The sequence below is a fragment of the Halolamina sp. C58 genome (assembly GCF_051195095.1).
Classification (GTDB): domain Archaea; phylum Halobacteriota; class Halobacteria; order Halobacteriales; family Haloferacaceae; genus Halolamina.
Window position 1 is genome coordinate 451,957 of record NZ_JBNTJY010000002.1, and the last position, 20,505, is coordinate 472,461.

The 20,505-nt window shown below is 67.9% G+C and carries 21 protein-coding genes and 1 pseudogene; 11 read left to right on the forward strand and 11 right to left on the reverse strand.

Annotation, left to right across the window (positions count from 1 at the left end; genetic code table 11):
• Positions 1-159: 159 nt before the first annotated feature.
• Entirely contained in the window at positions 160-903 is a 744-nt protein-coding gene (locus ACQUSM_RS12895) for a creatininase family protein (protein WP_435119176.1), read from the reverse strand.
• Between the two features lie 86 nt (positions 904-989).
• Between ACQUSM_RS12895 and ACQUSM_RS12900 the strand changes: the two genes are divergently transcribed.
• Positions 990-2,402, forward strand: coding sequence for a serine hydrolase (locus ACQUSM_RS12900; protein WP_435119177.1), 1,413 nt, complete (start codon positions 990-992; stop codon positions 2,400-2,402).
• Here ACQUSM_RS12900 and ACQUSM_RS12905 read toward each other — a convergent pair whose 3' ends face one another.
• Entirely contained in the window at positions 2,403-2,789 is a 387-nt protein-coding gene (locus ACQUSM_RS12905) for a hypothetical protein (protein ID WP_435119179.1), read from the reverse strand.
• 136 nt (positions 2,790-2,925) lie between these two features.
• Between ACQUSM_RS12905 and ACQUSM_RS12910 the strand changes: the two genes are divergently transcribed.
• Complete coding sequence (locus ACQUSM_RS12910) at positions 2,926-3,585, forward strand: hypothetical protein (protein ID WP_435119181.1); 660 nt, start codon at positions 2,926-2,928, stop codon at positions 3,583-3,585.
• Here the strand turns inward: ACQUSM_RS12910 and ACQUSM_RS12915 are convergent.
• On the reverse strand, positions 3,571-3,981 hold the full coding sequence (locus ACQUSM_RS12915) for a plastocyanin/azurin family copper-binding protein (RefSeq protein ID WP_435119183.1): 411 nt from the start codon (positions 3,979-3,981) through the stop codon (positions 3,571-3,573). The two genes, ACQUSM_RS12910 and ACQUSM_RS12915, sit on opposite strands and share 15 nt — an antisense overlap.
• A gap of 90 nt (positions 3,982-4,071) precedes the next feature.
• Here ACQUSM_RS12915 and ACQUSM_RS12920 point away from each other — a divergent pair, with 90 nt between their 5' ends.
• Positions 4,072-6,585, forward strand: coding sequence for a DNA topoisomerase I (locus tag ACQUSM_RS12920; RefSeq protein ID WP_435119185.1), 2,514 nt, complete (start codon positions 4,072-4,074; stop codon positions 6,583-6,585).
• Between the two features lie 15 nt (positions 6,586-6,600).
• Here the strand turns inward: ACQUSM_RS12920 and ACQUSM_RS12925 are convergent, their stop codons facing one another.
• The 4 genes and pseudogenes from ACQUSM_RS12925 to ACQUSM_RS12940 all read right to left on the reverse strand — a co-directional run bounded on the left by ACQUSM_RS12925 (position 6,601) and on the right by ACQUSM_RS12940 (position 10,060).
• The gene (locus ACQUSM_RS12925) at positions 6,601-6,912 is read right to left on the reverse strand and encodes a MarR family transcriptional regulator (RefSeq protein WP_435119187.1); all 312 of its coding nucleotides are present in this window, start codon (positions 6,910-6,912) and stop codon (positions 6,601-6,603) included.
• A 137-nt stretch (positions 6,913-7,049) separates the two neighbouring features.
• Positions 7,050-7,178, reverse strand: a pseudogene (locus ACQUSM_RS12930) (restriction endonuclease); the annotation flags it as partial.
• A gap of 6 nt (positions 7,179-7,184) precedes the next feature.
• Positions 7,185-8,525 (reverse strand): hypothetical protein, encoded by a 1,341-nt coding sequence (locus tag ACQUSM_RS12935; protein ID WP_435119189.1) that lies wholly within the window; start codon positions 8,523-8,525, stop codon positions 7,185-7,187.
• Positions 8,522-10,060 (reverse strand): AAA family ATPase, encoded by a 1,539-nt coding sequence (locus ACQUSM_RS12940; protein ID WP_435119191.1) that lies wholly within the window; start codon positions 10,058-10,060, stop codon positions 8,522-8,524. The genes ACQUSM_RS12935 and ACQUSM_RS12940 overlap by 4 nt, the downstream gene beginning before the upstream one ends.
• Before the next feature lie 91 nt (positions 10,061-10,151).
• On the opposite strand from ACQUSM_RS12940, the gene ACQUSM_RS12945 reads away from it, so the two are divergent.
• Positions 10,152-10,361: a hypothetical protein gene (locus ACQUSM_RS12945; protein WP_435119193.1), complete on the forward strand. Its 210-nt coding sequence runs from the start codon at positions 10,152-10,154 to the stop codon at positions 10,359-10,361.
• Positions 10,362-10,437: 76 nt separating this feature from the next.
• Positions 10,438-11,139 carry a phosphoglycerol geranylgeranyltransferase gene (locus ACQUSM_RS12950; protein ID WP_435119195.1) on the forward strand — a complete coding sequence of 234 codons (702 nt, stop codon included), beginning with the start codon at positions 10,438-10,440 and terminating at the stop codon, positions 11,137-11,139.
• Here ACQUSM_RS12950 and ACQUSM_RS12955 read toward each other — a convergent pair.
• A complete protein-coding gene (locus ACQUSM_RS12955) occupies positions 11,082-12,026 on the reverse strand; it encodes a hypothetical protein (RefSeq protein ID WP_435119197.1) in 945 nt (314 codons plus the stop codon). The two genes, ACQUSM_RS12950 and ACQUSM_RS12955, sit on opposite strands and share 58 nt — an antisense overlap.
• Before the next feature lie 115 nt (positions 12,027-12,141).
• Here ACQUSM_RS12955 and aspS point away from each other — a divergent pair, with 115 nt between their 5' ends.
• Together aspS and ACQUSM_RS12965 are read left to right on the forward strand one after the other, a co-directional pair.
• Positions 12,142-13,443 carry an aspartate--tRNA(Asn) ligase gene (gene aspS / locus ACQUSM_RS12960; protein ID WP_435119199.1) on the forward strand — a complete coding sequence of 434 codons (1,302 nt, stop codon included), beginning with the start codon at positions 12,142-12,144 and terminating at the stop codon, positions 13,441-13,443.
• Positions 13,444-13,744: 301 nt separating this feature from the next.
• A complete protein-coding gene (locus ACQUSM_RS12965) occupies positions 13,745-15,484 on the forward strand; it encodes a glycoside hydrolase family 99-like domain-containing protein (protein ID WP_435119200.1) in 1,740 nt (579 codons plus the stop codon).
• A gap of 71 nt (positions 15,485-15,555) precedes the next feature.
• Here the strand turns inward: ACQUSM_RS12965 and ACQUSM_RS12970 are convergent, their stop codons facing one another.
• Positions 15,556-16,950 carry a hemolysin family protein gene (locus ACQUSM_RS12970; protein ID WP_435119201.1) on the reverse strand — a complete coding sequence of 465 codons (1,395 nt, stop codon included), beginning with the start codon at positions 16,948-16,950 and terminating at the stop codon, positions 15,556-15,558.
• 127 nt (positions 16,951-17,077) lie between these two features.
• On the opposite strand from ACQUSM_RS12970, the gene ACQUSM_RS12975 reads away from it, so the two are divergent.
• Genes ACQUSM_RS12975 through ACQUSM_RS12985 form a run of 3 tightly spaced genes read left to right on the forward strand, consistent with a single transcriptional unit; the run spans position 17,078 to position 18,481 of the window.
• A complete protein-coding gene (locus ACQUSM_RS12975) occupies positions 17,078-17,338 on the forward strand; it encodes a glutathione S-transferase N-terminal domain-containing protein (protein WP_435119202.1) in 261 nt (86 codons plus the stop codon).
• Positions 17,339-17,343: 5 nt separating this feature from the next.
• The gene (locus ACQUSM_RS12980) at positions 17,344-17,853 is read left to right on the forward strand and encodes a redoxin domain-containing protein (protein ID WP_435119718.1); all 510 of its coding nucleotides are present in this window, start codon (positions 17,344-17,346) and stop codon (positions 17,851-17,853) included.
• 43 nt (positions 17,854-17,896) lie between these two features.
• Entirely contained in the window at positions 17,897-18,481 is a 585-nt protein-coding gene (locus tag ACQUSM_RS12985) for an L-threonylcarbamoyladenylate synthase (RefSeq protein ID WP_435119204.1), read from the forward strand.
• Positions 18,482-18,493: 12 nt separating this feature from the next.
• Here ACQUSM_RS12985 and ACQUSM_RS12990 read toward each other — a convergent pair whose 3' ends face one another.
• Complete coding sequence (locus ACQUSM_RS12990) at positions 18,494-19,174, reverse strand: CRISPR-associated protein Cas4 (protein WP_435119206.1); 681 nt, start codon at positions 19,172-19,174, stop codon at positions 18,494-18,496.
• Between the two features lie 37 nt (positions 19,175-19,211).
• The gene (locus ACQUSM_RS12995; protein WP_435119208.1) at positions 19,212-19,817 is read right to left on the reverse strand and encodes a conditioned medium-induced protein 4; all 606 of its coding nucleotides are present in this window, start codon (positions 19,815-19,817) and stop codon (positions 19,212-19,214) included.
• A 102-nt stretch (positions 19,818-19,919) separates the two neighbouring features.
• On the opposite strand from ACQUSM_RS12995, the gene ACQUSM_RS13000 reads away from it, so the two are divergent.
• Positions 19,920-20,504, forward strand: a complete 585-nt coding sequence (locus tag ACQUSM_RS13000; protein WP_435119210.1) for a biotin transporter BioY — start codon at positions 19,920-19,922, stop codon at positions 20,502-20,504.
• Position 20,505: the final 1 nt, after the last annotated feature.

The window sequence follows — 20,505 nt, forward strand, 5'->3', positions numbered from 1 at the left end:
GACCGCACCGCCCCGCACAGCCCACACGCCTCCCCAACCGACTCACTCGGCCTTCGGCCTCGTTCGTCCCTCGCGCTCGGTCGGCGCACGGAGGCGCCGACGCTTCGCGCCACCGCACAGCCCCAGCAGGAAACGGATATCTCGATACGCCGTGTCTATCTACCACCCGGCGTCGATATCCTCTTTCAACGCATCCAGAATCTGCTCGGTCCCGTGGTCGATCACCTCGGCGACCGCCTCCGGATCCGCGTTCGTCGGGTCGCCCAGCCCGCCCAGTTCGGTCACACGGTCGAAGTAGCCGTAGCTGGCAGTTTCGGGCATCTCTTTCGCGTGCTGGGGCTGTTTCTTCCCCTCCTTCACCAGATCCGGGCGGTAGTGCTCGATCACGCTGGTCTCGTGGTCGCCGGCGTGGCCCCAGCCCTCGCCGAACACCTCCTGCAGACGCTCGCGGGCGAAATCCGTCCAGTGGACGAAGTGGGTCGCGAGGTCGTACTCCCGGACGAGGCGGTCGGCGGCGTTCGACAGCGGCTCGCGGTTGCCGCCGTGGCAGTTCACGATCACGAACCGCTCGACGCCGTGGCGGGCGAGGCTGGCGCCGATCTCGACGATCGCGTCCTCGTAGGTCAGCGGATCGAGCGTGATCGTTCCGGGGAAGTTCATGTGGTGCTCGCTCATCCCGTACGGCATCGTCGGGAGGCGGACGAACCGCAGGTCGTGCTCCTCGGCGGCGTCGACCAGTTCCTCGGTCAGATGTTCGGCGCGGAGCGTGTCCACCGAGACGGGCAGGTGGACGGAGTGCTGTTCGACGCTCCCCGTGCCGAGGAGTGCGGCGTCGGCTTCGGCGAAGGCGTCCTCGGCGTCCTCCCACGTCATCGTCGTCAGGTCGTCGTCGGTCTCGGGCATACGCGGCCCTGCGGCGGGGCGGGGCAAAGAGCTACGGGAACACGACCCGCCCGCACCTTCTTCGGGCCGGGCGCCCGAGCGCCGGTATGTCCATCGACGCCGACACCGAGCGCGAGATCGCCCGGCTCTGCCGCCGGGCCGTCCGCGAGGAGAACCTCCCCGGGCTGAGCGTCGCCGTCACCGACGCCGACGACACCGTGTTCGCCGAGGGGTTCGGCTCCCGCGACCTCGCGGGGAACCGTCCCGCCACCCCGGAGACGCTGTACGGGATCGCCTCCTGCACCAAGTCGTTCGCCGGCGTCGCGATCCTGCAGTTGGTCGAGAGCGGGATCTGTGAGCTCGACGACCCCGTCTCCGCGTACACCCCCGTCGAGTTCGCGGAGCCGGAGCCGACGCTGCACCACCTGCTGACCCACTCCTCCGGCCTCCCCTCGCTGGGCGTGAGCGAGACGCTGCTCGCCCGGCGGCTGCGGCTGCCGGACCCGAACGTGCCGCTGGGCGACATCGAGGACTTCTACGCCCACGTCGACGCCGCCGGCGCCGAGCGCACCGACCCGCCGGGCGAGCGCTTCGCGTACTGCAACACGGGCTACGCGCTGCTGGGCGAGACCGTCGAGTCGCTGACGGGCAGGCCGTTCGAGGAGTACGTGACCGAGCACGTGTTCGAGCCGCTGGGGATGGAACGCTCGACGTTCGACGACCACGAGTTCTCGATGGCCGACGACCACATGACCCAGTACCGCCAGACCGACGAGGGGCTGATGGCGTCGTCGCTGCCCACACGCGACATCGGCGCCGCGACGGGCGGCATCCTCACCTCGGTGGCGGAGATGGCCCGCTACCTCCGGCTCCACCTGAACGGCGGGGCGGCCGCGGGCGAGCGCCTGCTCGACGCGGAGACGCTCGCGCGGGCCCACGCCGGCCACGTCGACGTGCCCGGGCGCTCCCCGGGGCGGGACGGCCCCGACCGAAGCTACGGCTACGGCTGGTTCCGCGACGAGGGGTTCCTCGGCGATCGGACGCTGCTGGGCCACTCGGGGTCGATCACCGTCTCCTCGGCGTATCAGGGCTTTCTCCCCGACGAGGGGATCGGTGTCGCGCTGGCCGCGAACACCTCGCCCGCGTTCCCGCTGGGCGTCGTCGGCGAGGGCGTGCTCGCGACGGTGCTGGGTGAGGATCCGGGAGAGTCGGTTCCGTTCTTCCGCCTGCGCCGGCGCCATCGCCGACTCACCGGGGAGTACAGCGCCTACGAGGGCGTGATGCGCGCGACCGTCGAACGCGACGGGGCGACGCTCCGGGTGAGCTTCGACCACCCGCTGAAGGACGGCGAGACCGTGCTGTTCCCTGCCGAGCCGGACGAGGAGGAAGGGCGGAACGCCGACGCGGTGTACCAGTACGAGACGGTCGACTCGGCCGGTCGCCGCGAGCCGGTGGAGTTCCGGATCGAGGACGGCGAGGCGTCGCTGCTGATCGACCGCTGGCGGCTGCGGGAGGCGTAATCAACTGACCGGGGGGAGGAGGCTCCGGCGGAACAACAGCACCGAGAGGTTGTTGAGGAGGACGAGAACACCGACAGCCGTCAGGAGGACGAGGTAGGCACGTCCCGCCCGGAGCATGACGGCGCCGAAGCGCTCCGATCGGCGGGAGAGCGTCTCGTAGGCGGCGAACCCCGCGACCGCCGTAACCCCGACAGCGAGGTGGACGCCGACGAGCACCGCCGGCGGGCGGCCGAGCAGCCACGTCATCCAGGGGTTCGACTCCGCCGCCGGACCGACGACCGCCGCACAGAGCAGCGTCGTGAACAGGTCCACCGGGAGCAGCAGGAACAGCGCCGCCGCCACCCACTGCCAGTAGGAATCCCGGCCGACCGGGTCGGGGCGGTCCATACAGCGGGGTTCGGGGGCCGGCGGCAAATCCCCTCCGCTCGTGGCGCCACCGTAGTTGTATATCTCGCTATACAGTTTATGAATTGGAGAGCCGGGCGGAGCCACGCCTAAGTGGTACGTCGCCGAACGGCCGACGATGCAGCGATCGGTGTTCCCCGACGACGACGGGCTCCGAGAACTCCTCGCGTCGGCGGCGGGGCTCGCGGTGTTGCTCTGGCTGACCGACTTCGCGCTGGAGGCTGCGGTGCCGCTGATCGCGCTGTTCGGGACGGTCGCCCTCCACGATCGGCTCGACGCCCGGTACGATCTACCGGCGGGGACGAAGTGGATCGCCTACGGTGCCAGCGTCGTCGTGGTCGGGAGCTACTTCGCAGTCCGCGGCGCGGCCGTAGCGGGCGTCGCGCTCGCGGGCGGCGGGGCGTGGTTCGTTCTCGACGGGACGGCGACGGTGCGGGAGGGAGCCGGCCGCGAGCCCCACGAGTACGCTGCCGGGCTCGACGACGCCGGCAGGGGCGAGGCGATGCTCCGGATACAGGTGCTGGGCTCGGTCCACGAGGAGCTACGGGCGAGTGACGAACCGCGAACCCCCGACGAAGTCGCCGACGCGCTCGGCCTCGCCGAAGAGCGGGCAGGCTCGGCACTGAACTACCTCGAGACGCGTGGGCGGGTCGAGCGCGTCGACGGCGACCGCTATCGGGCGATAGAACCCCGTTGGGGGACGCTCCAGCCCGTCGCGTCGGTCGCGCGGTGGCTCCCCCGACGGCTGCTGCGGCCGTTCCGGCTACTCCTCGGCTGACTCCACGATCACGTCCCCGACCATCCCCATCCCCTCGTGGGGTTCACAGACGTAGTGGTACTCGCCGGGCACCTCGAACGTGAACTCGTAGACGTGGCCGGTGTTGTGGATATCCGGCTCGCCCCCCCAGTCGGCGTCGGCGGGCTGGTCCCGGACGACGACGTTGTGGTTGACCGATCGCCAGCGCCAGCGGACGCGGGTGCCGGCCTCGATCCGGAGCGGTTCGTCCGTGCCCGGCGTGAAGACGGTCTGTCCGTCTGGACCGACCTCGACGACCGGGCCGTCGAAGCTGCTGGTCTCGGTCGCGTCGTCGCCGCCCGAACAGCCGGCGAGGAGGGTCGCGGACGCGATCGCTGCGGTGCCACGGCGGAGGAACGCACGGCGGGAGTCTCGCATACGCGAGCGTGAGCGCGCGCGAGGAACATGTCTTCCGATCCCGGAGCGCGAAACGTTTAGGCCCGGGAGCGGTCTACAGGCCGGTAGCGAATGGAACTCATCGTCACCGAGAAGGACAACGCGGCCCGTCGCATCGCGGAGATCCTCAGCGACGGCACCGCCGACGCCGAGCGGGTCAACGGCGTCAACGTCTACGGCTGGGGAGGCACGCGGGTGATCGGCCTCTCGGGCCACGTCGTCGGCGTCGACTTCCCGCCGGAGTACGACGACTGGCGGGACGTCGAGCCCCACGAACTCATCGAGGCGCCGATCGACACCGAACCCACCCAGGAGGCGATCGTCGCCGCGCTCCGGCGGCTCTCCCGCGACGCCGACCGCGTGATCATCGCGACCGACTACGACCGCGAGGGCGAGCTCATCGGGAAGGAAGCGTTCGACATCGTGCGCGACGTGGACGAGTCGGTCCCCATCGAGCGCGCGCGGTTCTCCTCCATCACCGAGAACGAGGTACAGGAGGCGTTCGCGAACACGGGCGAACTCGACTTCGACCTCGCGGCGGCGGGTGAGGCCCGCCAGACCGTGGATCTGGTGTGGGGTGCCGCGCTCACGCGGTTCCTCTCGCTGTCTGCGGGGCAGCTTGGGGAGGACTTCATCTCCGTCGGTCGCGTGCAGGGGCCGACGCTGAAGCTGCTGGTCGACCGCGAGCGCGAGATCCAAGCGTTCGACCCCGACGACTACTGGGAGCTCTTCGCTGACCTGACGAAGGACGGTGGGTCGGGCTTCGAGGCGCAGTACTTCTACCTCGACGACGAGGGGAACGAGGCCCGGCGCATCTGGGACGAGGCCGCCGCCGAGACCGCCCACGAGGCGCTCGCGTCGGCCTCGGCGGCCGCCGTCGAGGAGGTGAACCGCCGGACGCGGACCGACGAGCCGCCGGCGCCGTTCAACACCACGCAGTTCATCCGCGCCGCGGGGTCGCTCGGCTACTCGGCCCAGCGCGCGATGAGCATCGCCGAGGATCTCTACACCGCCGGCTACATCACCTACCCGCGGACCGACAACACCGTCTACCCGGACGATCTCGACCCCGAGGAGCTGCTGGCGGCGTTCTCGGAGACGTTCTTCGGCGAGAGCGTCGAAGAGCTGCTGGCGCAGGAGGAGATCTCGCCCACCGAGGGCGACGAGGAGACGACCGACCACCCGCCGATCCACCCGACCGGCGAGATGCCGACGGATCTGGACGACGACGAGTGGGAGGTGTACGAACTGGTCGTGCGGCGGTTCTTCGCGACCTGTGCGCCCGCGGCGACGTGGGAGCACCTACGCGTCGTCGCGGGCGTGGCGGGCGAGGTGTCGCTGCCCGCCGGCGGCGAGCACGGCCTCTCGCTGAAGGCCAACGGGAAGCGCCTGCTTGAGGAGGGGTACCACTCGGTGTACCCGTACTCCTCGGCCGACGAGACCGTGGTGCCGGACGTGGAGCGCGGCGAGGAGCTGGCGGTCAGCGACGTGCGCCTCGACGCGAAGGAGACCCAGCCGCCGCGGCGCTACGGCCAGTCGCGGCTGATCGAGACGATGGAGGATCTCGGGATCGGCACGAAGTCGACCCGGCACAACACCATCGAGAAGCTGTACGACCGCAACTACGTCGAGGGCGACCCGCCCCGGCCCACGCAGTTGGCCCACGCGGTCGTCGAGGCGGCGGAGGAGTACGCCGACCACATCGTCAGCGAGGAGATGACCGCGCAGTTGGAGGCGGACATGCGCGCCATCGCCGCCGGCGAGAAGGGGTTCGACGAGGTGACCGAGGAGTCCCGCGAGATGCTCGACGCGGTGTTCGACGAGCTCCAGGAGTCCCGCGAGGAGGTCGGCGACCACCTGCGGAAGTCGATGAAGGCCGACAAGATCCTCGGCCCCTGTCCGGAGTGCGGCGCGGACCTGCTGGTCCGGAAGTCCCGCTACGGCAGCTACTTCGTCGGCTGTGACGGCTACCCCGACTGCGAGTACACGCTCCCGCTCCCCTCGACGGGCAAGCCGCTGATCCTCGACGAGGAGTGCGAGGAGCACGGCCTGAACCGCGTGAAGATGCTCGCCGGGCGGAAGACGTTCGTCCACGGCTGCCCGCTCTGCAAGGCCGAGGAGGCGGATGCGGAGGCGGACCGCATCATCGGCGCCTGTCCGGACTGTGGCGACGAGGAGGGCGGCGAACTGGCGATCAAGCAACTCCGTTCGGGCTCGCGGCTCGTCGGCTGTACGCGCTACCCGGACTGTGACTACTCGCTGCCGCTGCCCCGCCGTGGCGAGATCGAGGTGACGGAGGAGACCTGCGAGGAGCACCACCTCCCGCACCTCGTGGTCCACGGCGACGACGACGAGCCGTGGGAGCTGGGCTGCCCGATCTGTAACTACCGGGAGTTCCAGGCCCGCGAGGCGAACTCCGAACTGGAGACCGTCGAGGGGATCGGCGAGAAGACCGCCGAGAAGCTCGAAGCCGCGGGTGTCGAGGACGTGGAAGGGCTGAAGGAGGCCGATCCTGACGACTTGGCGGAGAGCGTCGAGGGGGTTAGTGCGGGCTCGGTGCGGGACTGGCAGGCGAAAGCCGACTGAGAAGCCGAACTGCGGTTACTTTTCGTAGTCGTCGGTCGTCGACGCCGAACTCGCGCCGGCCTGTGCCGCGAAGGAGGCGAGTCGGTCGTCCTCGGCGATCGCCCAGTACCGCCCGCGATGGCGGACCAGCCCGCGGTCCTCCAGCCGCGAGAGCACGGCGCCGACGCTCCCGCGCTTGATGTCGGTGGCCTCGTGGATCTCGGTCTGGGTGAACGCTTGGTCGTCGTTTCGCGCGAGAAACTGGAGGACGCGGTAGGGCTGGGTTCCCTCCTGCAGGTCGAGAACGTCGTCGGGTTCGTCGTCGAAGCGGTCGATGCTGATGGGCATGTGCAATAGTTCGTAATACTTCGTAATAAGCCTATGGCCCCACCTATTACTCGTCGGGTGGCTCGCTCCGCTCGCCACCGCTCCTCGCAAAAGCGGGACGAAAAAGTGCGCTCGCTTCGCTCGCGCTACTGAACGCCTTCAGCTATCAGCTCGTCGGTGCGCTGGATCTTCGCGTCCAGTTCGTCGGCGCGCTCCTTCGTCTCGCGGTACTGTGCCAGCCCGTCGGCCACGTCGTCGACGCGCGGGAGGGTGAGCGCGCGCAGGCGTGCAGTTCAGAGCACTTCCTCCAACACTCGCGTCAGCCGCTCTTCTACTTCGGACGCCTGCAGAATCCGGATCGACTCCTGTTCGTCCAGATCCGCCGTTTCCTCACCTTCGAGATCCTGAATCACGAGTACGCCGTTCCAGCCCGAGCCGAACGGCTGGTCGTCGTCGAACACCAGATCTCGATCCTGCCGCAGGAACGCGAGGTACTCCAGCGTCTCCTTGATTCCCGACCGGACAGTGTCGTAGTTGGTCGAGTTCTTCACCTCGGTCACGAGGTACTCGCGGCGGTCGTCATCACGAATCTCCAGTACGATCACGTCCGGCCGACCAGTCGACTGCCGGAGTTCTCGGTCCTCGAAGTACGCCTCCGCCACGGACTGGGCCTCGCGCTGAACGAGCCCTGCCCGAGAGAGTTCCTCGCGCTCGCGTTCGAACTCCTCGGGGACGAACGAGAGCCCACGATCACGCGCGGAGCTATCGTGGTAGAGCAGTAGCTCCCGGCTCTCGTGTTCCAACCGCGCGACCTCCTGCGAGCCGGACTCGATCGTTCGGATCGTAAAGGCCGACTCGTCCAACGACTCGACGGCCGAGACGTATCGGAACAGCACGTACAGTTCCAGCAGCGTCTCCTCGTCGTCCGGCGTGATGGTCGTCTCCCGAAGTAGTTCGGCGACGGCGTCCTCCTCAGCCGCGAGGCTTTCGCGGTACTGTCGAAGCAATCGGGCTGATTCCCGGTAGAGATCGCTCCGGGCACTCTCGGCACGCTGGAGCATTCGGTCGGTCGGCTCGTACTCGGTGGGATCGCGAATTCGGGAGACGTGGACGTTCCGCTCGAACACGTTCCGCAGCACGTCGACGAGGTCGAGGCTCTCCCGCCAGCGATCGGTCACCCAGTCGTACTCGCGGTCGAACAGGTGAGCACAATCTTCGAGGGTCTCGTAGATCAGCGCGAGCAGTCGCTTCAGGACGACGTTCTCGTCGGTGTCGTAGTCCTCGGCACGGTTCTCACAGATGAACAGCGATCGGTCCTTTGGGTTTCGCGAGTAGCGCTCCCGGACGGTGCGGTTCCAGTCGACCCGGCCGTCGACCTGTCCCCGAGACGTGTTGGAGACGCTCTCGGTTTCGGTGCGAATACTCCGGAGCCGACGCGGGAGCCGTTCGACGAAATCGACGACGGCGGGACGGAGCACGAAGTGAAGGCGAACCAGACTCTCGTAGTCGTCGAAGCGCGTATCGAGCGCGTCGGGGCGGAGTTCCTCGACGACCTGCTGCTCGGGGAAGGAGCCGTGCATCACGTACGCGAGCACGTCCTGCGAGAGCCCCTCAATCAGATCGTCGCGCCTCATCGGCCGTCGGCGAGCCTGACCTGCAGGATGTCCCTCGCGAGTGCGACGAGCCGGTCCCCGTCGAGACAGTCAAGGTCGGCGAGTTCCGAGACGATCGCTTCCCGCCTCGCGACGCCCTCCAACTGCGGAAAGACGTAGTCCGCGACGGCGCGCGTAAGCGCCGCCTCCCGCGGGAGTCCCGAGTTGGTGACGTGGGAGAGCATGTCCTTGACGATAGCTGGCCCCAGTTTCCGTTCCTCGATGGTGGTGTTCGCGATCCGCCACACTTCGCCGACATCGGACAGCAGATCCTCGTCGGCGTCAATACCCCAGACAGACGCGTACTCGGCAACAAGTGCTCCCGGATCGTCCTCCGGAATCTCGGGTGCGTCGACGTGAATAAACGCGAACCGACGCATGAACGCGTAGGACATCTCGTAGAGGGCAGTCTTGTCGTAGCTGTTCATCGTCGCGAACAGCCGCCACGACTCAGGCATCACGTACTCGTGGGGGTCGAGTTCCCCGTCGAACTCGTCGCCCGGGAGAATCTCGATCTCCTCGCCGTCGCGAGTGAACGGGAGTTGGACCCCCTGCCCCGAGAGCAGCGTGAACAGTTGCCCGAACGACTTGTCGATATCGGCGCGGTTGATCTCGTCGATCACCAGCGGCTCGTTTCGCTGAACGCCGTCGCGCTTGAACCGTCTGAGCACCTGCCCGGCCACGAACGAGAGGTCGCCGTCGCCGCCCTCCTCGGGCATGTAGCCGCCCACGGTCTCGAACGTCGACCAGTCCGCGGTTGCGGTCGTCATCTGGTGCCCGGAGTACACGTCGTCGTGAGCGCCGGCGAGGTGTCGGGAGACGCGGCGAGCGATCTCGGTCTTCCCAGTTCCCGGCGGGCCAGTGAACACGATATGCTTGCCGGCGTTGAGCGCCGCGTTCACCTGGTCGACGATCTCGGCCGCCTGCTCGTCCGGGTAGTGCAGGTCGTCCAGCGTCGATTCCGGTACGTCGATGGTGGGGCTCGCCCGTACGTCGATGTCGGGTGTGTCGTCGCTGTCACTGCTCGATCCGTAGACGAACTCCTCGACCGAACCCCAACGGCCGCGGATACCGCCGATTCCCATCGCGTTGAGCGGACTGAACCCCATCGTGTGATCGATTTCGTAGCCGGCCAAGTCGTGGATCTCCGCCGACGCGACGCCCAGTTCGACTGGCTCCTTCAGATAGAGAATACAGACCCACGGGCTCCCGTCCTCGTGGTTCGACCATATTTCCCGGCCGAGTTCCTCGTTCCGTTCGGTGTCGAGTACCTCGGCAGCGTACTCGTACTCGCCGTCACGGTAGAAAATGAGGAAATCACCCGACTCGACCTTCCGCCACGAGCCTTCGACAGATTCCTTCGTCCCCCACAGCCGAACGGTACCGCTCAGTTCACGTTCTGTCGGCGCGTCGATGTCGTCGGCGTCGATGCCCGCGAGCACGGTTCGGTCGAAGTTCGCTCGTGCCTCGTCGCTACCGAACGGTGCTCGGTATATCTCCGGCCCGTCGTAACCCATTACCCACGCCTCTCGCTGGAGGACACAAAAACCCACACCCTGTTTTCACCCCGAAACTCAGGTAGGAAGGCGGGAGGAGGACCCACGATCGATGCAGATGGTGAAACACGACTCGGCGACGTGTGCTGCCTGTGGCGGAGCGCTGTGGTTCGGAACGAAATCAGAGGGAAACGGCTGGAAGGTCTACTACGAGTGTGACGACTGCGGCTTCGAGCGGCGGGCAGGGCGGGTGACTGTGGACGAAGTCGAGAGTCGGGACGAGGTGAGGAACCGAGCGGAGGCGATGGGCGAGCAGTTCTGATCACGCTCCGCGATTCTTCCCGCAGCCCGAACCACGGTCCGCGCCCTTTTTAGCCGGGGACCGAACATCGGACTCTATGACCGGCCCGTGGGCAGAGTGGGACCACGTCCTGAAGGTGGACCCCGACAAGGAACTGGTGGCAGGCGAGACGTTCGACGACGTCGCCGCGACGGGCACCGACGCGCTCGAGATCGGCGGGACGATGGACATGACGAGCGAGAAGATGCAGCGGGTCGTCGACGCCTGCGCGGCCCACGACGTGCCGATCTATCAGGAACCCTCCAACCCCGGCGTCGTGATCGAGCACGACGCGCTCGACGGCTACCTCGTCCCCACCGTCCTGAACGCGGGCGACCCGTTCTGGATCACCGGCGCGCACAAGGAGTGGGCCCGGATCGACGACGACCTCGACTGGGCGAACACCCACACCGAGGCGTACGTCGTGCTCAACCCCGACGCCTCCGTCGCCGAGTACACCGACGCCGACTGCGACCTGACCGCCGAAGACGTGGCGGCGTACGCGGGCGTGGCCGAGCGCATGTTCGGGCAGGAGATCGTCTATCTCGAGTACTCCGGCACGTACGGCGATCCCGAGACGGTCGCCGCCGCGGCCGACGAGCTCGACGACGCGACGCTGTTCTACGGCGGCGGGATCCACGACTACGAGAGCGCCCGCGAGATGGGCGAGCACGCCGACACGGTCGTCGTCGGCGACCTGCTTCACGACGAGGGCGTCGACGCGGTGGCCGAGACTGTCGACGGCGCGAAGGAGACCTGATCGGTCCAGTCCTGCACCGAGAGCCGGTAGCGCTCGTCGTCGAACGCGACGTACAGCTCCTCCGGGTACGGCGCCGGGAGCGTGGACGCGCCCGCCAGCCGATCGCGCAGTGCCGCCAGCGCGTCCGACTGCGGCTTGCACTCGTCGTGGATGTCGTCGCCGCGTGCGTCCCGAAGGATCTCCAACTGCGCCTCGGGCACGTCGCGCAGATCGACGAGGTACTCCTCGGCGAGATGTGATCGGAACGCCGTCTCGTCCGCGGCGACGCGCTCGGCCGTGACCTCGTACGTCTTCCGGAGCATCGTCCGGGTCCGCTCGCCCGGGACCTCGACCCGGACCGCTCGGTTCTCCCACTCGACCCACGTCGTGTTCCCGATCAGCACGGAGCCGTCGCCGCCGTCAGGGTACGGCACCGAGTGGTTCAGGACGGTGAACTTCTTGACGGGGAGCCCCGCCTTCGGCCGGTCCGGAACGGCCATCAGGAACGCCTGGCGGTCGTTCGCGGGCAACTCCTCGAACGGGACGAGCTCGGCGTCGGTGGGGGTGTGCCCCGAGCGCCACTTCGCGGAGAGTTCGAACCCCGGGATATCGGTGGTGTCGACCTGCGCCGCCCGTGCTCGGTAGAACGCGCCGTCGTGGCGGACGAGCGTCGGCTCACGGAACGGCGCCACCCCGTAGGTGGCCAGCCGAGCGCCGTCGTTCTCGACGGCGGCCGCGGCGGCGTCCTGTTGGCGCTCGACCAGCCAGCCGTCGAGCTCGGCGATCGGATCGAACTGCTGAGCGTCGACGGTGACGCCCGAATCACACGTTCTGCCGGCGAACCCGAGGCAGCCGCCGGTCAGGGCGGCGGCCGCGATCGAGAGTGCGCCGCGTCGATGGAGGGACACGGTGGGAGGGGACGCGCCGCCGACATACGTTTTTCGTCGGCGCGGGCACGGACGCTGGGGGCGGCTGCGCCCCGGAAACGCGGTGTTTAAAGACGCCCCGAGCGAACGCTCGCCCATGCAGGACCGAACCTACGCGGCGGACGTGGACGCCGGCGAGTCGGCCACCGTGGCCGGCTGGGTCCACGAGATCCGCGACCTCGGCGGCATCGCCTTCCTCATCCTCCGGGACAAGAGCGGTAAGCTCCAGATCAAACTCGAAAAGGACGAGATGGACGACGAGCTGGTCGAGACCGGCCTCGACGTCCACCGCGAGTCCGTGCTGAAAGTCGCCGGCGACGTGAAGGAGGAGCCCCGCGCGCCGACCGGCTTCGAGCTCGTGCCCGAGTCGATCGACGTGATCGCCGAGGCCGACCCCGAGCTCCCGCTCGACCCCTCCGGCAAGGTCGACGCCGAGCTCCCGACTCGACTCGACAACCGCACGCTCGACCTCCGGAAGCCGGAGGTCAAGGCGATCTTCGAGATCCGCGCGGAGGTCATGCGCGCCGCCCGCGAGACGTTCCGCGACCTGAACGCGACCGAGATCAACACGCCGAAGATCGTCGCCACCGGCACCGAGGGCGGTACGGAGCTGTTCCCGATCACCTACTTCGGCGAGGAGGCCTTTATGAACCAGAGCCCGCAGCTGTTCAAGCAGCTGATGGCCGGCTCCGGCCTCGAAACGGTGTTCGAGATCGGCCCGATCTTCCGCGCCGAGGAGCACAACACGCCGCGACACCTGAACGAGGCGACCTCGATCGACTTCGAGTCCGCCTTCGCCGACCACCACGAGGCGATGGACGCCGCCGAGGAGATCGTCGTCTCCGTCTACGAGGCCGTCGCGGAGAACTGCGAGGCGCAGCTCGACCTGCTCGGCTACGAGGAGTTCGACGTGCCGGAGGGCGACTTCCCGCGCCTGAGCTACGAGGAGGCGATCGAGCGCATCAACGCCACCGGCGAGCTCGACGAACAGCTCGTGTTCGGCGACGACCTCTCGACGGAGGCCGAACGCGCGCTCGGCGAGGACGTGGGGACGTTCTACTTCATCACTGGCTGGCCCAGCGAGATCAAGCCGTTCTACATCAAGGATCAGGACGACGACGACTCGCTCTCGACGGGGTTCGACATGATGCACCCCCGGATGGAGCTCGTCTCCGGCGGCCAGCGTGAGCACCGCTACGAGAAGCTGGTCGAAGGGTTCGAACAGCAGGGGCTCGACCCCGAGCAGTTCGAGTACTACACGAAGATGTTCAAGTACGGCATGCCGCCCCACGCCGGCTGGGGGATGGGCGGCGAGCGCCTCGTGATGACGATGCTCGGGCTGGAGAACATCCGCGAGGCCGTCCTCTTCCCGCGGGATCGCCAGCGTCTGAGCCCGTAGGGCGAGGGAGCAACTGTCGAGCGGGAGCCAGCGAGGCGAACGCAGTGAGTCCCGCGCGTTCCCGCGAGATCGCCAACGTCTGAGGCCCGACGGGACTGTTCTTTTTCCGCAGATGTGAGAGAGTCGGGAGCAGAAACACAACCGGGGAGTCCGTCGCCGGGAGAGTTAGATAAGTCGAAAAAGGATTATGTTCGATTGCCGATTTGTCGGGGTATGGACGGAGGCTCCGACCGGAACTGGTGGCGGCGGGAGTACTTGGCTGCGACTGCCCTGACGGGCATCAGCGGGCTCGCCGGCTGCAGTGGGGTGGACGACACCGGCGACGGAACGGGCACCGCTGACACGGACGGGACTGCCGGAGACGACCCATCGCCCTCCGAAACGACGGACGAACAGCAGCCCCCTAGCGGTCCGGGACAGTTCGATCAGCAGCGATACGCTCGACATCGGGACCGAGCTGACGCTGACCGCGACCGTCGAAAACGCCGGCGACGAGTCGGGGGTGTTCGACGTCGAGCTCGGCATCGTCGATCAGCGCGAGGCGATTACCGTCGAGCTCGATTCGGGCGAGCGAACGGAGGTCTCGGCGTCCGCGGCGCCGATGACGGTCGGGGAAGGCGACGTGTCACTGAACGGCGAGCAGCTCGGAACCGTCGACGTCGTCCCCGTCGCGTCGGAGGAGGACCGAACTGTCGGCGCGCACTACTTCTCGTGGTACGGGAGACACCCACATACGTGGCAGGGCGGCGAGTGGAGTCTCGAGTCCCCGTACACGCCGACGCTGGGGAACTACGACGCGAGAGACGACGCGGTTATCGAACAACACATCGACTGGTGTCACTACGCGGGTGTCCAGTGGCTCAACGCCGTCTGGACCGGGCCCGACAGTCCGATCGACAAGAACCTCAAGAACCACGTCCTCTCGCACCCCCGAGCGAACGAGCTCGAGTGGTCGATTTTCTACGACACGCTCATCATCAACAGTGCCCACGGCGGTTCGTCCGTCGACCTGAGCAAGGAGGGGGCCGCGAACAGGCTGAAGAACCACATCGCGTACTTGGCGGAGGAGTACTTCGAACGGGAGTACTACAAAACGATCGACGGCCGGCCGGTACTCACTACGTGGCTCGCGAGCGCGTACACGGGTGATCCCGCCTCGGTGTTCGCCGAGGCGTTCGAGGAGGCGGGTGTCGACCCGTACTTCGTCGTGGGGATCGGCGGGCAGCCGATCGACGCCGTCGAACTTACGGAGATCGCGGACGCGGTGACCGTGTACAACCCCTACACCCCGCGGGAGGACATCGAGGAGGTGTTCCTCGACCAGATGGAGTCGACGTACCGGTCGTGGTATCTCGCGTCGGAGCTGACCGGCCACGACGTGATCCCGTCGGTGATCCCCGGGTTCAACGACTCGGCGATAACGCACGTCGAGCGCGACAACCCCGTCCTCGAACTCTCGAGGGACCGATACGCGAACGCGTGTGAGGTGGGCCACCAGTACGCCGATGGGCCGGTGCTCGTCACGGCGTTCAACGAGTGGTACGAGAGCACGTTCATCGAGCCGAGCGAGGAGTTCGGGACGTCGTTCCTCGAGATCACGGCGGACACGCTCGCGGTCGAGGGGTGGGAGTCTCCCATCTCCGAGGGAGTGATGGTTACCCTCTCGTTCGAGGAGGTCGTGCCGGCGAACGAGATCCCTCCCAAGACGAACGACGATCGCGAGATGACGCTCCGGCTGTACGAACTCAGTATCTTCGACGACGGTGAGAAACTCCGGGAGGTTGACGTCGGTGGGGCCGAGGAGGGTGTCGACTTCGTGCGAGGTTACTTCGGTCCCGAAACGGAGTCGGACGGAGAGACCGCACGGTGGCTCGGTAATCGACCGACCTCGACGCTGTTCTTCGAGGGGGTTAGCGATATCGACCGGATCGAGGTGACCGGGTGGGCCGCAACGGAGATGGACGTCAGCGTCACGGTCGGCGACGAGTCACTGGGGACGACCCAAGTCACGAGGCAGCACGAGACGTACACGGTCGACTGATCGCGGTCGTCGGTAGGGCGCACGAAGACAAAGAGATCGCTCCGGCGGTTAGCGACCCATTTCGCGCCGAACTACTCCGTGTCCGCGGCGTCCACGTCCGTCTCGCCGATCTCCTCGTCGACATCGCCGGCGTCGTCGCCGTAGTACTCCTCGGTCACCGTCACTCGGGCGCGCTTGATCCGGGTAGTGTCGACCTCCTCGACGCGGATGCGGATGCCGTCGTACTCGATCGTCTCGCCCTCCTCGACCAGCCGGCCGGCGCGGTTGAAGATGAAGCCGGCGAGCGTCTCGAACTCCTCGCCCTCCGGGAGATCGAGCTCGAGTTCCTCGTTCACCTCGTCGATGTTGACCTCGCCGCGGATCAGCGCGGTGTCGTCGTCGAGGAACTCGATCGCCTCCTCCTCGTCGCCCTCGAGGATGTCGCCGACGATCTCCTCGACCATGTCCTCCATCGTGAGCAGCCCCTCGGTGGTGCCGAACTCGTCGATCACGATCACCATCCGGAGGCGGTTGTCCTGCATCTCCTCCAGCAGCTCGTCGACGTTCTTCGACTCGGGGACGTGTAACGTCGGCTGGACGAGATCCTCCAGCACCGGCTCGCCCTCGCCGTAGTGGGCCGCCCGCACCAGATCGCGGATGTTCACGACGCCGATGATGTTGTCGAGGTTCCCCTCGTAGACGGGGACGCGCTCGTGGTCGGACTGGATGCACTCCTCGATCGCCTCCTCGACGGTCGCGTCTTTCGGCACCGCGGTCATGTCCAGCCGCGGGGTCATCACCTCCTTGGCGATCGTCTGATTGAACCGGAAGATGCGCTGGAGCATCTCGCGCTCCTCCTCGTCGATGACGCCCTCGCGCTCCCCGGTCTGGATCATGTTCTGGATCTCGTCGCGGGTGACGTAGGAGTCCTCGATCGCCGAGCCGCCGCCGGTGACGCGGTTGATCACCTGCGTGAGGTAGTCGAAGACGACGATCAGCGGGAGCAGCATGCGCTCGGCCCACTTCAGCGGCCGAGCGATACGCAGCGACCACGACTCGGTGTTCTCGACGGCGTAGGACTTCGGCGCGCTCTCGCCGAACAGCAGCACGACCGTCGTGATCCCGAACGTCGCCGCCAGCACGGCCTGCCCCTCCGAGAGGTAGAAGCCGAACAGCCACGTCGCGATCGAGGACATCGCGACGTTGGCGATGTTGTTGCCGACGAGGATCGTCACCAGCAGCCGGTGGGGGTCCGAGAGGAGGTCCTGCACCATGTTCGCGCCCGGAACGCCCTCCTCGACGAGCGAGTCGACGCGGTGGCTCTCCAGCCCGAACATCGCGATCTCCGAGGAGGAGAAGAAGGCGGAGAACCCGATGAGGACGACGAGCATCGCTACGCCGAAGACCGTCTTGGCCTCCTGTCCGAACGCCGGTAGCTGCAGAACGCCCCTGCTAAGGGCGAGGGTGACCGTGGGAAGCAAGCCCATTTCCCGTCGTGATTACCGGGCATCCGGATTAAGCGTTCCCCTCCCGGTCGAGAGCCGCCGGTTCTCGCCGGCGCCGGCCCGTGCCGTCGCCGACGACTTTAGGCGCTGGGCGTCCGTATCGGGGACCATGACCGAGGATCCACCGATCACGCTCTACCGGCTCCAGGCCTGCCCGTTCTGCGAGCGGGTCGTCCGGAAGCTCGACGAGTACGGCCTCGACTACCAGTCGCGGTTCGTCGAGCCGATGCACTCCGACCGGGACGTGGTCAAGCGCATCAGCGGCAAGCGCTCGGTGCCCGCCATCGTCGACGAGAACACCGGGCTCACCATGTCCGAGTCGGGCAACATCGTCGAGTACCTCGAGAAGACCTACGGGGGTGAGGCCTGATGGCGATGGGTCTCGACTTCGACGTCGTCGACCTGCCCGACACCGACCACCCCGAGGCCGGCGACGAGGCGCCCGACTTCACCCGCCCGCTGGTGAACGAGGAGTTCTGGGAGGACCGCTCGCTGTCCTCGCTGGTCGAGGACGGCCCCGTGCTGCTGGTCGCCCACCCCATGGACGGCGCGTTCCCGGCCACGTACGTCTGGAACGAGATCGACGACCGCGAGTGGGCCGACGAGGTGGACGTGGTCGGCCTCTCGATCTCCTCGCCGTACGAGCACAAGGCGCTACTCGCCGAGCGCGGCGACGACGCGCGGTTGTTCTCCGACCCCGACGCCGGCGTCGCCGAGACGTACGGCATCGAGCACGACCTCGACGGGATGGCCGGGATCACCGAGCACCGCCCCGCCGTGTTCCTGATCGACGACGACCGAACGATCGAGTACGCGTGGGTCGCCGAGACGTGGCCGGACTTCCCCGACTACGACGAAGTCGAGGCGGCGATCGAGTCGCTGTAGGCGGTATCGCTCGCTTTTTTCCCGCCGACGCCCCAGCGGGGGTATGCGCGACGACCTCGTTCAGGCCACCAGCATGCTCGCGATGGGCGAGCTGGCGGTCTACCCGACCGACACCGTCTACGGGCTGGGCGCCGACGCGATCGCCGCCGACGCCGTCGAGCGCGTGTACGACCTCAAGGGCCGCTCCCGGGAGGACCCGCTCTCGATGGCGGTGCCCGACGTGGACGAAGCGCTCGAACACGTCACCGTGACCGAGCGCGAGGAGTCGTTCATGCGCGAGTTCCTCCCCGGCCCCGTCACGGTCGTACTCGAACGGCAGGGGCACGTGCCGGACGCGCTGACCGCCGGCCGTGACCGCGTCGGGATTCGCATCCCGGACCACGAGCTCGCGCTCGAACTGCTCGACGAGTTCGCACCGATCACCGCGACCAGCGCGAACCGCAGCGGCGAGGCGAACGCGACCCACCCGGACGAGCTCGACGGCGCGATCCGCGAGGGCGTCGGCGCCGTCGTCGACGGCGGCGAGCTCCCCGGCGGCGAGAGCACGGTCGTCGATCCCGGGAACGACGAGATCCACCGCCGCGGTCGGGGGGCCGACGAAGTCGAGCAGTGGCTGGCCGAGCACTGAACGGCCCGACACTCAGAGCCCCAGCAGCGAGCGGAGCGACCGACTCTTCACCCCGCACGTCTCGCGGTACTCGCACGACTCGCATTTCGCGTCGTCGTCGAGCCGGGGCGGCGGCCCGTCGAGTGTCTCCACCGTCCGGAGCAGCTCCCGGTAGCGCGCCTTCTTCCGGGTGGTGAGCCGGACCCGCCGAACTACACCCGCGGCGGGGTACTCCACGAGTGCGCGCGGAACCGCGCGTTCGCGCTCCCACGAGAGCGCCTTCGCGAGCGCGACCGCGCGGACCGACTGTGGCTCCCAGACGCCCGCGGGCGGCGGGACGCCGCCGGAGACGAGGACGGGCGTCGGCGGCGTAGGGTCGTCGCTGTCGCCCCCGGCGAGCAGTTTGTGGGCGACGCCGCGACAGTCCTTCCCGGTCAGGAGCACGTCGCGCGCTGCCGGATCGACGAGGCGATCCCAGAACGGTTCGGCGGCCAGCGCGTCGAGGTTCTCGCGGTACTGCTCGGGCGCGACAGTCAGCGGGAGGTCGGCGAGGGTCGCGTCGCTCGCCGTCCGGAGTTCGGGGTAGCGGAAGGCGAGTTCGTGGCGGCGTTCGACATCGGGCGGGGGGCCGCGGTCGTCGGACTGGCGAGCGTAGTAGAGTTGGCGCGGGCAGTACGCGGCGCGGCCGAGGTCGCTGGCGGCGACGAGGGACACGGGAACGGTGGTCCCGTCATCCCACTTGAAAAGCGGGCTACAGCTGGGTGTTCGTCTCGATGTCCTCGGCGGCCTCCTCCAGCCCCGACTCCCGGGCGTCGGCGGCGTGGCTGTCCCGGAGATCCGCGTCGGTCAGCAGTTCGGCGAACTCGTCGACGAAGCGGCCGTTCGCGCGGGTCGAGCGCCGGTCGGCCGCGATCACCTGCGAGTAGTGTTCGACCGTCTCGCGGTCCGCGTCCAATCGCTCGACGCGCTCGTCGAGGGGAACGTCCTCGACGAGCAGCTCCCGGAGCTCGTCCATCGGGAGGGGGGCCTCGCGGTCGCTTTCGCGGACGAGATGGAGGTCCATCCGCGCACGGAACACCGTCGGCTCGTCCGTCCCCAGCGCCTCGGCGATCTCGCTGTCGCCCTCGTCGGCGAAAAAGCGGGTCACGACCCGGACGAGCGCGTCGTCGTCGAGCCCGGACTCGAACGCGTACCGGTCGCGCATCCGTCCGACCAGCTCCCGGATCCGCGCCTCGGCGTCCTCGGCGGAGACCGTGTCGGCGAGGTCGCCCCGGTCCTCCGCCTGATCCTCGGTCACCTCCTCGGCGCCCGTGGTCTCGACGAACAGATCCCGGAGCTCCTCGGTTTGTTCGTCCATAGAGGTGAACGGACGTGCTACGGGCGAATAAGGGTTGGGTAGCGCCGGAGGAGCGCCGTCGTAAACCGTAGCGTTAAGGTAGATTTACGAGAACCGTCGAGCGTGTCAACAGCAACCGACTCAGTCGACCTCGTCGGCGACGACGTCGTCGTCAACCTCGTCCGCGCCGCGCTGCTGGCGGCGCTGATGGGCGCGTTCGCGTTCGTCTCGTTCCCGAACCCACTCAGTCCGGCCGTCCCGGTCACCGCGCAGGTGCTGGGCGTGTTCCTCGCGGGCATCTACCTCGGCCCCGCGTGGGGCGGGTTCGCGATGGCGCTGTACCTGCTGGCCGGCGTGCTGGGCGCGCCCGTCTTCTCGGGCGCCAGCGCCGGGCTGGGAGAGATATTCGGGCCGACCGGCGGCTACCTGCTCTCCTACCCGTTCGCGGCCGCGCTGATCGGCGCGATCGTCCACGGCACCGACGGACTCGTCGATCCCGAGACGGTCTCGCTGCCGCGGCTGGTGGCCGCGATGGGGGTCGGCGTGCTCGTCATCTACGGGTTCGGCATCCCCGTCTACTGGTACTACCTCGACACGAGCTTCGTCGCCGCCGTCTTCGCCGCGGGCGTCGCGTTCGTCCCCGCCGAACTGGTGAAGATGGCCGCCGCGGTCGGGATCGTTCGCTCCGACGAGGTACAGGCCACCTGAC

What these genes read in the sequence shown, in the direction of transcription:
- ACQUSM_RS12895 (WP_435119176.1), bottom strand. Translation starts at nt 903, where the DNA reads ATGCCCGAGACCGACGACGACCTGACGACGATGACGTGGGAGGACGCC.
- ACQUSM_RS12900 (WP_435119177.1), top strand. Translation starts at nt 990, where the DNA reads ATGTCCATCGACGCCGACACCGAGCGCGAGATCGCCCGGCTCTGCCGC.
- ACQUSM_RS12905 (WP_435119179.1), bottom strand. Translation starts at nt 2,789, where the DNA reads ATGGACCGCCCCGACCCGGTCGGCCGGGATTCCTACTGGCAGTGGGTG.
- ACQUSM_RS12910 (WP_435119181.1), top strand. Translation starts at nt 2,926, where the DNA reads ATGCAGCGATCGGTGTTCCCCGACGACGACGGGCTCCGAGAACTCCTC.
- ACQUSM_RS12915 (WP_435119183.1), bottom strand. Translation starts at nt 3,981, where the DNA reads ATGCGAGACTCCCGCCGTGCGTTCCTCCGCCGTGGCACCGCAGCGATC.
- ACQUSM_RS12920 (WP_435119185.1), top strand. Translation starts at nt 4,072, where the DNA reads ATGGAACTCATCGTCACCGAGAAGGACAACGCGGCCCGTCGCATCGCG.
- ACQUSM_RS12925 (WP_435119187.1), bottom strand. Translation starts at nt 6,912, where the DNA reads ATGCCCATCAGCATCGACCGCTTCGACGACGAACCCGACGACGTTCTC.
- ACQUSM_RS12935 (WP_435119189.1), bottom strand. Translation starts at nt 8,525, where the DNA reads ATGAGGCGCGACGATCTGATTGAGGGGCTCTCGCAGGACGTGCTCGCG.
- ACQUSM_RS12940 (WP_435119191.1), bottom strand. Translation starts at nt 10,060, where the DNA reads ATGGGTTACGACGGGCCGGAGATATACCGAGCACCGTTCGGTAGCGAC.
- ACQUSM_RS12945 (WP_435119193.1), top strand. Translation starts at nt 10,152, where the DNA reads ATGCAGATGGTGAAACACGACTCGGCGACGTGTGCTGCCTGTGGCGGA.
- ACQUSM_RS12950 (WP_435119195.1), top strand. Translation starts at nt 10,438, where the DNA reads ATGACCGGCCCGTGGGCAGAGTGGGACCACGTCCTGAAGGTGGACCCC.
- aspS (WP_435119199.1), top strand. Translation starts at nt 12,142, where the DNA reads ATGCAGGACCGAACCTACGCGGCGGACGTGGACGCCGGCGAGTCGGCC.
- ACQUSM_RS12970 (WP_435119201.1), bottom strand. Translation starts at nt 16,950, where the DNA reads ATGGGCTTGCTTCCCACGGTCACCCTCGCCCTTAGCAGGGGCGTTCTG.
- ACQUSM_RS12975 (WP_435119202.1), top strand. Translation starts at nt 17,078, where the DNA reads ATGACCGAGGATCCACCGATCACGCTCTACCGGCTCCAGGCCTGCCCG.
- ACQUSM_RS12980 (WP_435119718.1), top strand. Translation starts at nt 17,344, where the DNA reads ATGGGTCTCGACTTCGACGTCGTCGACCTGCCCGACACCGACCACCCC.
- ACQUSM_RS12985 (WP_435119204.1), top strand. Translation starts at nt 17,897, where the DNA reads ATGCGCGACGACCTCGTTCAGGCCACCAGCATGCTCGCGATGGGCGAG.
- ACQUSM_RS12995 (WP_435119208.1), bottom strand. Translation starts at nt 19,817, where the DNA reads ATGGACGAACAAACCGAGGAGCTCCGGGATCTGTTCGTCGAGACCACG.